9 protein-coding genes are annotated in these 15,710 nt (G+C 32.9%); 5 read left to right on the top strand and 4 right to left on the bottom strand.

Features of this window, described 5'->3' with window-relative positions; translation table 11 throughout:
• Positions 1–1,267 (bottom strand): ABC transporter ATP-binding protein (locus FS85_RS15300; protein ID WP_010135544.1); only part of this gene is annotated, 1,267 nt, incomplete at its 3' end.
• Positions 1,268–1,270: 3 nt separating this feature from the next.
• Complete coding sequence (locus FS85_RS0107575) at positions 1,271–2,056, bottom strand: alpha/beta fold hydrolase (RefSeq protein WP_010135543.1); 786 nt, start codon at positions 2,054–2,056, stop codon at positions 1,271–1,273.
• A gap of 252 nt (positions 2,057–2,308) precedes the next feature.
• Between FS85_RS0107575 and mfd the strand changes: the two genes are divergently transcribed.
• From mfd to FS85_RS0107550, 5 genes are all read left to right on the top strand, one after another.
• On the top strand, positions 2,309–5,635 hold the full coding sequence (gene mfd, locus FS85_RS0107570; protein ID WP_010135542.1) for a transcription-repair coupling factor: 3,327 nt from the start codon (positions 2,309–2,311) through the stop codon (positions 5,633–5,635).
• Between the two features lie 62 nt (positions 5,636–5,697).
• The gene (locus FS85_RS0107565) at positions 5,698–5,979 is read left to right on the top strand and encodes a Bor/Iss family lipoprotein (protein WP_010135541.1); all 282 of its coding nucleotides are present in this window, start codon (positions 5,698–5,700) and stop codon (positions 5,977–5,979) included.
• 7 nt (positions 5,980–5,986) lie between these two features.
• Positions 5,987–6,274 (top strand): Bor/Iss family lipoprotein, encoded by a 288-nt coding sequence (locus FS85_RS0107560; RefSeq protein ID WP_010135540.1) that lies wholly within the window; start codon positions 5,987–5,989, stop codon positions 6,272–6,274.
• Positions 6,275–6,350: 76 nt separating this feature from the next.
• Positions 6,351–7,643 (top strand): aminopeptidase P family protein, encoded by a 1,293-nt coding sequence (locus FS85_RS0107555; RefSeq protein ID WP_010135539.1) that lies wholly within the window; start codon positions 6,351–6,353, stop codon positions 7,641–7,643.
• Positions 7,644–7,818: 175 nt separating this feature from the next.
• Entirely contained in the window at positions 7,819–8,280 is a 462-nt protein-coding gene (locus FS85_RS0107550; protein WP_010135538.1) for an Lrp/AsnC family transcriptional regulator, read from the top strand.
• A gap of 3 nt (positions 8,281–8,283) precedes the next feature.
• Here the strand turns inward: FS85_RS0107550 and tamL are convergent, their stop codons facing one another.
• Together tamL and FS85_RS0107540 are read right to left on the bottom strand one after the other, a co-directional pair.
• Positions 8,284–10,521, bottom strand: a complete 2,238-nt coding sequence (gene tamL / locus FS85_RS0107545; RefSeq protein WP_010135537.1) for a translocation and assembly module lipoprotein TamL — start codon at positions 10,519–10,521, stop codon at positions 8,284–8,286.
• Positions 10,511–15,499, bottom strand: a complete 4,989-nt coding sequence (locus tag FS85_RS0107540) for a translocation/assembly module TamB domain-containing protein (RefSeq protein WP_010135535.1) — start codon at positions 15,497–15,499, stop codon at positions 10,511–10,513. Before FS85_RS0107540 ends, tamL begins: the two co-directional genes overlap by 11 nt.
• Positions 15,500–15,710 lie beyond the last annotated feature (211 nt).

Below are 15,710 nucleotides of genomic sequence, written 5' to 3'. Positions count from 1 at the left end.
TAAAAACTACTTTCCCTATGGAACCGCTAGAAGTTGGAATTAACTCATACGTTTTATCCGGATTTAATCCAGCCAACATTCTGTGCGACACGTACAAAATTGTGGTTTCTGTTTCTTGATGAATTTTATTGATAAAAGCAGTTAACATACTTGTTGCATAATCATTTAGCTCATTGGTAGGTTCGTCTAAAATAAGTAACGGGGGATGTTTAACTAGAGCTCTTACAATAAGTACTATTCGCTGCAATTCTGGTGACAAACGCACAAAATAACTTTGTTTTTCACTTTTTAAGTCAATCAAATCTAGCCATTTGTCTGCTTCAAAAATTTCATATCCTGTTGGCTTTTGATACAAACCTATAGAATCGTAAAAGCCCGAAATGACCATTTGCTGAACCGTAAATAGCTTTTTAAAATTATGTATTAGCTGAGGTGAAAAATAGCCTATCTTTTTCTTTAGTTCCCAAACTGTTTCTCCCGATCCTTTTTTACCCCCAAACAATTCTAAATCTTGTCCAAAAGCTTTGGGGTTGTCTCCCGTAATCATAGTTAACAAACTGGTTTTACCAGAGCCGTTAGGTCCTTTTAAATGCCAAAATTCTCCTTTCTTTATTTCCCAATTGATGTTATTTACAATCTGCCTTGTTTGATTATAAAAGATATTTACATTCGTAAATTTAACTAAGGTATTGGGTACTTCTATTTTGTTAATCGCATTCGGCAAACTCCCTTTAAATTCATATGGCTTTAATTGCTGATAAAAATACGCATCATAAGCGTCCGAGGTTCCAGAAAAAATGATCTGTTCATCATTCACCAAATAGAATTGTTGGATACATGGTAAAACCTCATCTCTTATTTTAAAGATTTGAATCAGCTGAATTTCCTCCGCTAAACTTAAAAACTCATTTGCTAAATCTTCCTGAGCTTGTACATCCATACAATCATAAGGATTGTCTAACACCAAAAAATCAATTGGAGCACTCTTTAACTCTTTTCTAATATGTCTTAACAACAACTGCTTTTGCTGACCGCTAGAAAAAGAAGACAATTTTCTTACATTCCCATTGCTGTCAATCTTATCTTCAGTTAAGGTATAATCATCATGTATTTCTTCTTCTTTTAAAAAACGTTGTACTTCTGACAAGCTAAATAAAGCTCCTTTTTTTCCTTGCAAATTAGATAAAAAGCCTCCAGAATTCAGTAGACTTTTTGCCAAATTATTTTTTTGTTGGGATTGATTAAAAATTGCAAAGTGTGGTTGCATCTTCTAGTTGTTTTTCACAAATTCTACAATAGCCTTTACAGCCGCTTCCTGATCTTCTATCAAACTCATATGCCCATTTTCTAACTCTACCAACTGTGTTTCGGTTCCTTGTATTTGCAGGATCAAATCTTCATAAGCCAACACAGGATCTTTTTTTCCTAAAATCATCAGTTTAGGATAAGGTCCAAAGTGCAACAATACTTCTCTATCGTCTCTAATTTTCATTCCCTCCAAAGCTGCTACAATTCCTTGTTTTGATGTTAGCAAAGCTTGTTTTTTAACTTCTGCTATTTCGTCTTTATAAATTTTTCTACACTTAGAACGAAACAACATAGGAATAGAGGTTCTAATAAAAGATTTGTGATTTTCTTTTACCACAGCAATGGCTCTTTCTCTTCCCATTTTTTTCTCTTCAGAATCCGCTCTTGTTGTAGAGTTTAACAACACCAAACCTTTTACATTGTCTGGATACAGTTCTGCAAAAGCCAAAGCTACATACCCTCCCATAGAATGTCCTACAAAAAAAGATCTACGGATGTTTAGCGAATCTAAAACTACTTTTACAGCCAATGCCATTTCCTCCATAGGATGTACATATCCTATGTTTTCCGATTTCCCATGCCCTAGTAAATCGATACAAACAACACGGTACTTTGCAGCCAATAGGGGCTCTAAAGGTTGCCACATTGTTGTGTTTTCTAAAAAACCATGCAACAGCACAACAGCCGTTCCTTTTCCTGACTCCGTGTAGTGGATAGACGTATTTTTGTAATTGATGAAATTGCTCATAGGGCAAAAATAAGGAGTTCACCATAGAGTAAGTTTAAAGTTTTTGAATTATTCCTTTTCAATTCTCTAAAATCTAGGGCTATCTATTTTCACTATGCTAATGCTCACTTCTATAGTTCTATAAAAGTAATTTCTATATTCTGACTGCACTATATCCAAAATACTTGGTATTTTTCGTAAAGCGCTATTCATATCATTCTCTGTTGTAAACAACTCCACAGATAACTACCTTTGTAGTAAAATTTTTAGGTCTTGAAAATACAATCCCTTCTAGAAAAAATTCAGAACGCACCTACTACTCAAACCTTTGTTTCTGAATTGCAACAAGAAAAATCGCATAGTGTATTAAACAAATACAACGGATCCGCACTCTCTTTTTTAATTGCAGAGGCCTTTCTAAAAACCGAAAAAACCTTTGTTCTTATTTTTGATGACAAAGAGCAGGCAGCCTATCACCTAAACGATTTAGAGCGACTGATTCCTACCAAAGATGTACTATTTTATCCTGGTTCATATCGTCGTCCTTACGAAATAGAAGAGGTAGACAATGCCAACGTGCTGATGCGTGCTGAAGTACTTAACCGACTAAATTCTAGAAGAAAACCTGCTATTTTAGTAACCTATCCAAACGCTTTGTTTGAAAAAGTGGTTACCAAAAAAGAGCTGAACAACAACACTTTAAAAATTAACACAGGAGACGAATACAGTATTGATTTTATAAACGAAGTATTGTTTGAATACAAGTTTAACCGAGTAGATTTTGTAACTGAACCAGGTGAATTTGCTGTACGCGGAGGAATTGTAGATGTGTTTTCTTTTGCCAATGACGAACCTTATCGTTTGGAATTTTTTGGAGACGAAATAGACAGCATCAGAACTTTTGATGTAGAAAGTCAACTCTCTACAGGCAGACCCAACAAAATACAAATCATGCCCAATGTAGAAAACAAGCAGTTTTCTGAAAAACGAGAGTCTTTTCTTAAATTTATTCCTAACAACAGTATTGTTTTTACTCAGAACTTAGACATCTTACAAAACGATCTAAATACTTTATTTGAAAAAGCAACTATGCGTTTTCAAAACATGTCTGAAACCTTAAACCACACCTTACCAAGCGAATTGTTTGTTGATGGGTTGCAAATAAAAGAACAATTACAACATTTTAGTAGGGTAAGCATTCATCAATCAACGGCTAAAAATGCTATCGACGGCCAAACGTCTCCACAACCTTCTTTTAACAAACAATTTGATTTGCTGATTGACAACCTTAAAGAAAACTCATCAAAAGGATATACCAATTACTTGTTTTGTACCAATGAAAAACAAGCACAACGTTTTCATGATATTTTTAACGATGCCGAAGCAGATCTTGAATACGAAACTGTTGTTTTTCAAATCTACCAAGGGTTTATAGATCATCAGCACAAAATGGCCTGTTATACCGATCATCAAATTTTTGAACGTTATAACAAGTTTCAACTTAAAAATGGTTTTGCTAAAAAACAAGCCGTTACCCTAAAAGAAATTAACAACTTAGAAATTGGCGATTTTGTTACGCATATCGATCATGGAATTGGAAAATTTGGTGGCTTGCAAAAAATTGATGTGAACGGTAAAAAGCAAGAAGCCATCAAACTAATTTATGGAGATTCTGATGTGTTGTATGTAAGTATTCACTCGCTGCACAAAATATCTAAATTTAATGGTAAGGATGGAAAAGTACCCAAAGTGCACAAACTAGGCTCACCTGCATGGAAAAAAGCCAAACAAAAAGCCAAAACCAAAGTCAAACAAATTGCTTTTGATCTAATTCAGCTCTACGCCAAAAGAAAAAATCAAAAAGGATTTGCATACGACCCTGATAGTTACTTACAACACGAATTAGAGGCCAGCTTTATGTTTGAAGATACTCCTGATCAGTACAAAGCTACCCAAGATGTAAAATCTGACATGGAAAGTGAAAAACCAATGGATCGATTGATTTGCGGGGATGTTGGTTTTGGAAAAACAGAAGTAGCAATACGTGCTGCTTTTAAGGCTGTAGACAACGGAAAGCAAGTAGCTGTACTGGTACCAACAACCATTTTAGCCTTTCAGCACTTTAAGTCTTTTAGAAAAAGATTGGAAGATTTCCCCGTTAACATCAATTATCTGAACCGATTTAAAACCGCCAAACAAAAACGCATCATTACAGAAGAATTGGCTGAGGGAAAGTTGGACATCATTATTGGAACACATCAATTGGTATCGGACAAAATCAACTACAAAGATTTAGGATTGTTAATTATTGATGAGGAGCAAAAATTTGGAGTTGCTGCTAAAGACAAGCTAAAAACCATCAAAGAAAATGTAGATACTTTAACCCTAACTGCAACCCCAATTCCAAGGACATTACAATTTAGTTTAATGGCAGCCAGAGATTTGTCGGTAATTGCCACACCCCCTCCTAACCGTCACCCTATAGAAACCCAAGTGATTGGTTTTAGCGAAGAAACGATTAGAGATGCCGTGATGTACGAGATTTCTAGAGGTGGACAAATTTTCTTTATTCATAACCGCGTAGACAATATTAAAGAGGTAGCAGGTATGCTACAACGTTTGGTTCCCGATGCTAAAATAGGAATTGGACACGGTCAGATGGAAGGGCGAAAATTGGAAGAGATTATGGTTAATTTTATGGATGGTCATTTTGATATTTTAGTAGCTACTACCATTATAGAATCTGGATTGGATGTGCCGAATGCCAACACTATTTTTATCAACCATGCCAATAATTTTGGACTGTCTGACTTACACCAAATGCGCGGTCGTGTAGGACGCTCTAACAAAAAAGCTTTCTGTTACTTTATTTGTCCTCCTTACCATATGATGACCGAAGATGCACGCAAACGTATTCAGGCATTAGAAATGTTTAGTGATTTAGGTAGCGGAATTAACATTGCCATGAAAGACTTAGAAATCCGTGGAGCAGGAGATTTGTTAGGAGGAGAACAAAGTGGATTTATTACTGATATTGGTTTTGATACCTATCAGAAAATTTTAGAAGAAGCTGTGAAGGAATTGAAAGAAAAAGAGTTTAAAGATTTATATGATGAAGATAGTACTGAAAACAAAGATTATGTTTCGGATATACAGATAGATACGGATTTTGAAATTTTATTTCCAGACGATTATATCAATGCCATTGCAGAACGTTTGAGTTTGTACAAGCAATTGGGCGAGCTAACAGAAGAAGATGAACTAAAATCCTTTGAAAAACAATTGGTCGATAGATTTGGAGAATTGCCAACACAGGTAGTTGATTTGTTAGATTCCGTTAGAATTAAATGGTTAGCAAAACAACTGGGAATTGAAAAATTGGTACTAAAACAAAAACGTATGATTGGTTATTTTGTAGCAGATCAACAAAGCGATTTTTACCAGACCCAAGCTTTTACTAACGTATTAAGATATGTACAAAACAACCCCAAAAGCTGTGTAATGAAAGAAAAAGAAACCAAAGCAGGGTTGAGATTATTGATTACATTTATTAGAATTGATAGTGTGAAAAAAGCATTAACTGTGTTAAATAATATTTAACACTTGTTACATTGATAACTTTTTTATGTATACTTGTCTTAAATTTTAAAAAACTATTCATTATGAAAAAAATTGTGATGGCTGCTGTTTTATGCATGTCCCTTACTTCATGTTACGTACATGAATACACTATTGGTAAAGGTGCCCAAAAAGGAATTAAAAAGACAAAAATGAATCACTTTGCAATTGTTGGCTTGGCACCTATAAAAACAGCAAACCCTGAAGAAATGGCAGAAGGAGCTAAGGATTATACTGTAAAAACTAGATTTACTATAGTAGATTATTTAATAAGATCAATCACTTACGGATTATACACACCAACAACTACAACAGTTACTAAATAATTATACTATGAAAAAAGCATTATATACTATAGCAATTGGAGCTTCTTTATTGTTAACATCGTGTTACTCTACCGTTCATACTTTTGGTGAAGGTCCTCAATCTGGAAAAATTGTGAAAGGGAAAAACCAATATTTATTTTGGGGATTATCACCTTTAAAAACCACAGAACCTCAGAAAATGGCTGGTGGGTCAGATAACTTTGAAGCTACTACAAAATTTACTTTTGTAGACCAGTTAATATCATTCATCACATTCGGTATTTACGGTCAATCTACAACCGAAGTACAAAAATAATTGAATCTATTATTCAACAAACCGTTTCCTTAAAAAAGAAACGGTTTTTTTGTGCATTTATCGTACCTTTAGGTACATGAAATACCATCCAATCAACCCCAAACTTTTTATAGAAAATAGAAAACGATTTACAGCAGAAATGGAAGCCAAATCGATTGCTATTTTTAATTCTAACGACATTTTTGAAACAGGTGCTGATAGCACATTACCCTTTCATCAACACCGAGATATTTTTTACTTAAGTGGTGTCGATCAAGAAGAGTCTGTTTTAGTATTGTATCCTGATGCAACAACGGCAACTCATAAAGAAATTTTATTTGTTAAAGAAACCAGTGAATTGATTGCCATTTGGGAAGGCGAAAAATTAAGTAAGGAAAAAGCAACTCAGGTTTCTGGCATAGAAACCGTGTATTGGTTAAGCGAAATGGAAACCATTTTGAATGACTTAATTCCATCAGCAGCAAATATATACATCAACCAAAACAACCACAAACGTGCTCCTAGACAAATGCAAACTAGAGAAGATCGTTTTATTTTACAACTTCAACAGCAATACCCACACCATCGTTACTTGGCTTCTTACAACTTGTTATTTGAACTAAGAGGTATCAAATCTGACATAGAAATTGCCCTTATTCAACAGGCATGCAACATTACTAAAAAAGGATTTGACAGAGTTTTGAATTTTGTAAAACCTGGTGTTTGGGAATACGAAATTGAAGCAGAATTGATGCACGAGTTTTTAAGAAATCGTTCTAAAGGATTTGCTTACACGCCCATAATTGCCTCGGGTTATAGTGCATGTGTTTTGCACTACATAGAAAACAACCAACAATGTAAAGATGGTGAACTGATTTTAATGGATACTGCTGCTGAATATGCAAATTATTCTAGTGATTTGACCAGAACGATTCCGGCAAACGGTCGTTTTACAGAACGTCAAAAATCAGTATACCAATCGGTATTGAACGTGAAAGATAAGGCTACCGCTATGGTAAAAGAAGGTACTTTATGGTCAGACTACAATCAAGCTATTGGCGAATGGATGACAGAAGAATTATTGAATCTAAGGTTGATTGACAAGGTAGATGTACAAAATCAAACCAAAGAATTGCCGGCCTATAAAAAATACTTTATGCACGGTACCTCGCATCATTTGGGCTTAGACACTCACGATTATGGGAACTTTACAGACCAAATGAAAGCCAATATGGTGTTAACTGTTGAACCTGGAATTTATATTCCTAAAGAAAATCTAGGCGTTAGGCTAGAAGACAATATTGTGGTACAGAAAAATCAAGCTCCTATCAATTTAATGCAACACATCCCTATAGAGATTGAAGAAATTGAGGAAAAAATGAATGCATAAAACAGTTAAAAAAATAGAAATCCTCTTATCAGCATTTGATAGGGGGATTTTTTGTAGCCTAAAAATACTACTATTAAACTTTAATTACAGATAATAGACCTAAATTTGAACAATCTGTAGAATATTATCCTATTAAAGTAAAAACTAATTAAAACTATCAAATAGAATCTTTTTTATGTATACTCCTGATGATATTGATTTAAAATTATTAAGACAGCTACAAAAAAATGCCAACATTACCATAAAGGAGCTAGCAAACCTTACGAACTTATCCAACACACCTGTACACGAGCGAATTAAAAAATTAGAACGCAACGGATACATTAAACAACAAGTGGTTTTATTGAACAGAAACTTATTGGGTAAAAAATTGATTGTTTTTTGCAACGTAAAATTAAAAGAACATACCAAAGAAATTGGAAATAGGTTTGTAAAAGACATCACCTCACTAAAACAGGTAACCGAGTGCTATAACATTTCTGGTGATTTTGATTTTTTATTAAAAGTAATGGTAGATGACATGGAAGCATATCAAGATTTTGTGTTGAATGATTTAGGAAAGGTAAAAAACATTGGTAGTGCTCATAGCACATTTGTAATGGGAGAAATTAAATACAGTACCGAGATTCCTATTTAGTTTCTAAAACGGATAACCGATAGCAAAATTTAAGACTGACTGAGATAAATTTACATTGCCAAAAGTGGTAGAGGTAGGTTGCTTTATAGGAGTTGCATAATCTAGTCTAAGGACAAAACTTTGAATATCTACACGCAGTCCTACTCCGCTACTCACAGCCATTTCTTGTAAAAAATTAGAGGTAAATTCTCCTTCTCCTCCTACACCATTTTGATTGTACAACCATACATTTCCAGCATCGGTAAAAACTGCTCCTTTTAACACAGAGTAAATAGGAAATCGGTATTCTATATTGGCTTCTAATCTAATGTCTCCCGATCTATCAAAAAAAGAAGTTTCTGAAGCAGTACCCGAATATGCTCCTGGTCCAATAGACCTTGAATTGAATCCTCTAACACTATAGGGACCTCCTGAAAAGAACTGTTTGGTAAAAGGCAATACTTCTGAATTTCCATAAGGCAATCCAAAACCACCATACAACCTACTTACTAACTGCTGATTGTTCCCTAAGTGAAAATAATACCTAAGGTCAGCATCAATTTTAGCATATTGTGCAAATTCTAAACCTAAAAAAGTCTCTTTGCCTTGAGATGTGTTTTGACTTAGTAAATTCAGCAAATTACCTGCAACATCTAGGTTAGAAGAAAAATATAACTGATTGTTTTTATAGGTTCTTCCCAACTCGTTATAGGTAAAGTTTAAGGTTAGCCCTAAAATAAATTGTTGTTCAAAACTATTGGCTAAAAAAGAGTTGTTGTCTAAAATTTCATCAAACTCTGATGTGGTGTTAGACAATTTTACATAATTAATGTTTATGGGGTTTAGTTGATAACTTAAATATTTATTAGCATCCCAAAAATATCCAAAACTACTGGTTAGAGAAACCAAGTTGTACAAATCAGATCTGTCTAAGTATTCTATATCTGCTGCTACTTTTGTTTTTGGAATTCCGTATTTAAAACGCTCGTGTACATCCTTTGGAAAAATTAGCCTAGGAAATGTTAAACTGGTATTTAATTCTAATTGTGTTCCGTTTAAATCTTCGGCATTATTACCTAGCTGAGTTTCGTATGCTGCAGTGGCTGTAATGGTTAACAACTCTCCTCCTTTAAACAAGTTTCTGTTTCTGTAGTTTACAGACAATCCTGGACCCGAAAAATTGTTAGATTTGGTGACTGCTTGTAGCTCTAAACCCAACGCTCTTTTGTTCATAGGTGATAGGTATACGTTGGCATTTAAGTGTCCTAAACTGTCTTCTACTTTGTTTTCATCAAACTGAATGTTTACATATTTATACGTTCCTATAGAAGACAATCTTTTGCTAGTTATTTTAGATGCATAAGGTTGGTACAAATCACCCTCTTTAAGTAAGATAAAGTTCTTTAATCGTTCTTTTTTAAAAAAGATAGAATCCTGTAAGTAGTAAACGCCTTTTAGTTTTTGTTTTTTTTTTGCTTGATTTTTTGTTTTTAAACTGTAATTGGGGTGTACCAAAACAGAATCTATTACATAAGGTAACATTGCTTTGTCAGGTGTTTCTCTTTTAAATCTTAAGAACAAATCAAACTTTTTCTGTTGATATTGGTTAGTGTCCGCTTCAAAAATTAAAAAATCTTGATTAAAATTATAATATCCCTTGCTTTTTAGAGCTTCGTCTATCCTAATGCGTTCTTCTTTAAAAGATTGCAAACTATACCTTTCTCCTTTTTTTAGCAACGTTTCTTTTAAAGTACTTTGAATTGCTTTGTAAATAGGCAAAGAATCTTGCACTAATTGATAGCTTTCTAATACATACGGTTCTGAAAGCGTGATTGTAAACACAAGGCTTTTGCTGTTCTTTTTTTCTTGTGTTTTATACCTAACCTCACTATTAAAAAAACCTCTATTCTCTAATCTATTTTTAATGAGTTCTGTTAAATTACTAGCAGAAACTTCTGAAAAATACACTGGTTCTTCTCCAATTTTTTTATTTAGATATCGGGTTATAAATCCATTATTTTTTTGGTTTGCTTTGTAATAGTAATACAAACCTGCTCTAGCTCCCAAAAACTTGCTGTTGGGTTCAGGACGTAACAAATCATTGAGTTCCCTTTCTAATGATGACAACTCTTTAAACTCTTTTTGATTGCTAATTTTTATTGTAGCTCCTCCATACAACGTTTTGTCTTTGGGTACATATTTTTGAACACTACATGAAGAAATTATCAAAAAAAACCATCCGTAAATTATCTTATTCTTCATCTTTTTCTTTTTTGATGTCTTGGGTTGTATTGGCAAACAACTCTTTAAACTGATTGAATTCTCTGTTAAACAGCAAGGATATACCTGTTGCAATTACTTGACCGTCTATAACACTTTCGAATTCGTTTTTTCTAAAACCTTTTAATCGATATCTTCTGTTTTCGGTTAAGGCATATTCAATTTTTACATTTCCTATAATTGGTGTTTTTTCTTGATTTGCAGCAGCATTATTCTCAATTTCAAAGCCACTCCCTACTTGTACTGTTAATCTATCATTAAACAATCTTTTTTGTGCACTTACATTTAGTTGGGTATTGTTTTGCTCGCCTTGCTCTGTATAATCGGTATAGCTATCTAATTCAAAACCTAACTCTATTCCTGTGTTTCCTACCAACTTGTTAGAATAGGTGTTTAGTTGATTTGAAAGTACTTTGTTTACATTATTTCTAGCAATAGACAAAGATCCTCCGTTACTACCATCGCTACTACTAGACGGAAAAAATTGATTTAATACCAACAAAGAAAATACTTGCTTATTTAGTTCTTCTTCTCTTTTATTTAGTTGTTGTACTTGTGTATAAACCTCTCCTCCCAAAGTGGCTTTGGCATCTTCAGGAATATCAATATCAAAAGACAAATTGGGTTTTAACAAATCCCCTCCCAAATTCAAATACACCCAAAACGGAACTTTTCTTCGATATTGGTTTAGCTCCGAGGTTTCTAAACCAGAGGTTACAGAAGCCATTAATCCACTTGCAGAGGCTTGTACTTTGTATATCGCTCTTAAATCCATTTTGGCATCTACAGGATCGCCTTGCCATGTAATACTGCTTCCTTTAGCTATATTAAACGTACGTTTTACCAAGTTGTACAAACTGGCTTTGTAATAGCCATCTTGTACTTCGTATTTTCCAGAAAGAGTGGTTCTACCATTGGCATTCATTCCAAAATTTAAATTGGCCGTACCTTGCAATTTTAGATGATCTCCTGTTTTTTTATCGACCACTACTTGTAAAACTGCATTTTTATCAATCTCTAATACAGAGGCTATTTCTATACCTTTTAGTACTTTGGGAGTTTTAGACTTGGCCTTGTTTTTAGGTTTTAGAACACTATTGGTTACTTTTTTGTTTACAAACAAAACCACTCCGTCTCTTTCTACAGCTTCTACCGTGGCTTCGGGAATTACATATGTAAAATCTGTATCTGCATTTATTTTTAGGTTTCCGTTAATTTTAGGGACGTTTAAATCTCCGCCAATTGAAATATCTGTATCTAAAAATAATTTTCCGTAATACAAGTCGTTGTCCTTTTCTGTAGAATTTAGAACTTGTAACCCTTTTGTTTTTAGTTGTACATCAAACTTAGGATTAGACAAGTCATCGGTTTTAACAAGACCATCTAGCAAAAAATCTTGTTGGTTATTGTCTAAAATTTTAAATTGGTTTAACACTATTTTAGAGTTGTCTATCTTAATAGTTTCTTCTGGTAATGAAAAATTTGTGTTAAAAGCATTTACTTTTAGTTTTGTTTGATGAAATTTTAATTCTCCATCGTATACAGGATTGTCAAAAGAGCCTTTCATATCAAAATGAGCCGACAAATATCCTGATGGATTGCTAATGTATGTTTCAGCAAACATCGCAACGGTTTTTAGTCCTAACTTGTGCAAATCTACTTGTAAATTCAAAGGATTTTCATTGTCGTTGGCATTGTATTTTCCTGCTACTTGTAGGTTAACTTCTTCTTTGTTTCTTAACTGTACATCTACCTGAACTTGTTTGTTTTCTTTACTTTGTGCATTTATGGTTATATCTCCCAATGGATTTTCTAGCACATTAAGGTTCTGAATTTTTAAATCCGAAGTAAGGTTTTTTTGTTGGGTTTTATTTTTTACAATCCCCGATAATTTTCCACTTGCTATTAGCGTTTCTGTATTTAAAAAACTAAGAATATTTTTTAAATCAAACTGCTTAAAATCAACAAACAACTCATTTATAGCATTTTCATTCTCAGAGGTAGCTACTTCTACAGATTCCTTATTTCTAAACAATTTTAGATCTTTTATTTCCGTATTTTCTTTACTAAAAACCATTTCATTTGTTGGGCTAACCTGCCAAGGTTCTTTGTCTAAAATTAACGATGAAGGATCTATATGCACATGCAAACCTTTAGGGTCTTTATAAATTTCTGATTGTATGTTGATAATTTTTTGAGTGTCTTGCGTGGTAAATAAATCTAAATGAATTTTACCCTTTTCAATAGCTCCCAACAAGGATAAGTTTTGAATAGAAATAGGTTGATAAGATACATCCCTAAGCCTAAAATTCAATTTAAAATTGTCCTGAGTGCTATTGATTGCAAATTGGGCTTGATTTAACTGGCTTCCTTGATACGCAATTCTTGGAATGTTAAAATTGGCCTTTACTTTCTGCTGTGCATCATCAAAATAAAAATCAAAATTTATGGGTTCAAATTCTTCCAAACCTTCTAGAAAATAATCATTTAACAACGGACTTTGCCTTAACGAAAAAGAAGCATTTATTTGTACAACATTTAGTGTATCTCTCTTTTTTGGATTCTCAGTAAACAACGAAGAAAAATAAGTAGACATTGCTGTAACTGCTTTCTGTTGATGAGTATTGGCGTTTAGACTAAAATTTAAAAAATCACTTTCTATACTGGCCGATGTGGTGTCTTTTAACAAATTTGCTTTTATATTAAAGTTGCTAAACGGTATCGATTTTTGATTGTGTAACAACAAACCGTTTTGCGTATTGGCATTGATAGAAATCCCTTTAGAGTTGGACTGTAGTGCTCCTTTCAGTAAAATTCTTGCTCGCGTGTTTTTAGTTGTTAAGTTTAACCCTTGTAAATTTATTCCTTTTACATTGATTTCGGTAGTAACTTTTGAAGAAACAGAATCTAAGTCTACTTGAGTTTGTGTATCTAAATCTAAGTTTTCATCTTGATAAAAAAGGCTAATTTGCCCTTTCCCTTTTTGAATATTTGTTTCTATTTTTAACGCATCGTAGTTGTAATTTGCGTATTCTAGTTGACGGAATTGGGTTTGTATGTTGGCTTGTAAAGAACTTAGAGAGTTTCCAGAAACCTGAATTTGATTGGTAAAATCTATCAAACCTAACTTAGGATTTTTTAGAATTTTACCTAGTTGTAAACTCTCTATGTTTACATCACCGTTAAAACTTTTTTCGGTAGCATTTTTTAAAATTCCTTTAATACCAACAGCACCCTCTGTTGTTTTTAAGGTTAGGTTTGTGTTTAATTTTTTAGAAGAACCTTTAGCACAACCATTCAAAGCAATTGCTTCTGGAAAACGAATTCCTAAGCTATCTTCTTCTATCCATTTTACAAGCTCATTTCTTTGCGTTTTTGCATTTAATTCTAACAAATTGAATCTTAACTTTTCTGGATTTACAAAATTAGCAATCCATCCTTTGGTCTGCACAAACGTATGTTTTGCTGTTTGTAGTTTTAAGTTTTTAATAGCCAAAGAGTCTGCCGATCCTGCTAAAGATAACTGAGTTTGTATTTCTTTTTTTGAAAGATTTACTAGGCTGCTATTCTTTTGTAAATCGGGACTAAAGTAAAAAGCATCTTTGATGTTTAACACCGATTTATCTATAGCCAAACGTCCTTTCAAATTTTTAGGGTTTTTAAACACATCGTTTATAGAGGCAAAACTAAATTCCATTTCAGAATTTAAGATGTTGTTTGATGTTTGAATACGAAACGTCGGAATTTTAATCTTATTTTTTGTTACTTCCGCTATCAATACCAAAGATTTTAAGTGCAAACCTGACTGTTCTTTAAAAGAGAAGTTGTTTAACTGAAAACTGATTTTTTTATCTGTTAGTGCAGCATTTTTTAATGCTACAGCTGCTTTGCGGATGTGTATATTTTGCGGATTAAAAACATTTTTAATCGTTTTATTTGTACCATTTTTTAGGGCTATATCTACTGAGTTTATATTTAATTCTTCTAGAGAAGCTTTCCAGTCCGGCCAATTAAAATCACTTGTTTTGTTTGGTTCTTTTTTGGTGGTTATCGTTTTTTTATCGGCAGTGTTTAGCATGCTTGCCTTTAGCGATGTTTTGTCTAAAGCTATAGATTTTACAACAATGTTTTTCTTCAGCAAATCAAGCAAAACATCACTTGTAGTAAAAGTTCCCAAAAGCACACTAGCATCCGTTTTATTTGTTTTATTTTGATATCTAACTTTGGTGTTTTTAATTCCCAACTCATCAACAGTTATCAAAGGACTTACAGTGGTGTTAGAAGGTTTTTCTTTGCTTTTAAACTCTTTGTTTTGCTGATAATCAAAAACTACATCGGACAAATAAAACTTTTTAATGGGAATCTGTAGCGTGTTCAAGTCTAACTTTTTACCAAAAGCAACCTGCAATTCTTTTAATTTAAGTTGCGTATCAACCCCCAAAACCTCATCGTTAAAGCTAAGATTAATAGATTTTAACTTAATTTTTCCGATTTTAATCTGGTATGCTTCGCTCTTCTTTTCTTTAGGTTTAGGTGGTTTATTTGTACTTGCAAACGCATTAACAATATAATCAAAATTGTATTCTTTTTGTTTTTCTTTTTGGTACGCATAAGCCGTTAATCCTTGCCAATTTACCGATGATATACTAATTGTTTTTTGTGTTAGTATAGGAAGTAATGATACTTTAACCGCTAATTTTTTGCTGTATACTAATGTATCTTTTTGTTGATCTTCTAGATAAAGGTTTTCCAAAACAAGATCTCCAGAAAAAGATAAATAAATTTTCTCTAGTTCAAATTTGGTATCAATTTTAGAAGTTACAAAAACAGTCAATTTTTCTTTAATTAAATTTTGACCATAAGAACTCTTAATGATTAGAATAATCATCACAAAAAGAAAAACCAAACTAATGATCAACCATTTAAAAAACTGAACTATTTTAATAAAAACTCTTTTCAATGCAGATATTGTATTTATTTACAAAACAAACGTAAATCAAAGATAAACATTGGGGTGATTAGTTGTTAACTCATTCCGTATGCTCTTGAACACTATTCAATTTTTAACCGATAACGCATTTATTATAAAATATATTTGATTATTTATCACAAAAAAGTTGATTTAATGATTTTTTAACATTATATTGTGTCAATCGTTAAAATTATCTTAT

Origin of the sequence: Ochrovirga pacifica (assembly GCF_000220525.1) — a bacterium.
Classification (GTDB): Bacteria; Bacteroidota; Bacteroidia; order Flavobacteriales; family Flavobacteriaceae; genus Ochrovirga; species Ochrovirga pacifica.
This window is presented reverse-complemented; position numbering and strand designations above follow the sequence as displayed.

What these genes read in the sequence shown, in the direction of transcription:
- FS85_RS0107575 (WP_010135543.1), bottom strand. Translation starts at nt 2,056, where the DNA reads ATGAGCAATTTCATCAATTACAAAAATACGTCTATCCACTACACGGAG.
- FS85_RS0107565 (WP_010135541.1), top strand. Translation starts at nt 5,698, where the DNA reads ATGAAAAAAATTGTGATGGCTGCTGTTTTATGCATGTCCCTTACTTCA.
- FS85_RS0107560 (WP_010135540.1), top strand. Translation starts at nt 5,987, where the DNA reads ATGAAAAAAGCATTATATACTATAGCAATTGGAGCTTCTTTATTGTTA.
- FS85_RS0107555 (WP_010135539.1), top strand. Translation starts at nt 6,351, where the DNA reads ATGAAATACCATCCAATCAACCCCAAACTTTTTATAGAAAATAGAAAA.
- FS85_RS0107550 (WP_010135538.1), top strand. Translation starts at nt 7,819, where the DNA reads ATGTATACTCCTGATGATATTGATTTAAAATTATTAAGACAGCTACAA.
- tamL (WP_010135537.1), bottom strand. Translation starts at nt 10,521, where the DNA reads ATGAAGAATAAGATAATTTACGGATGGTTTTTTTTGATAATTTCTTCA.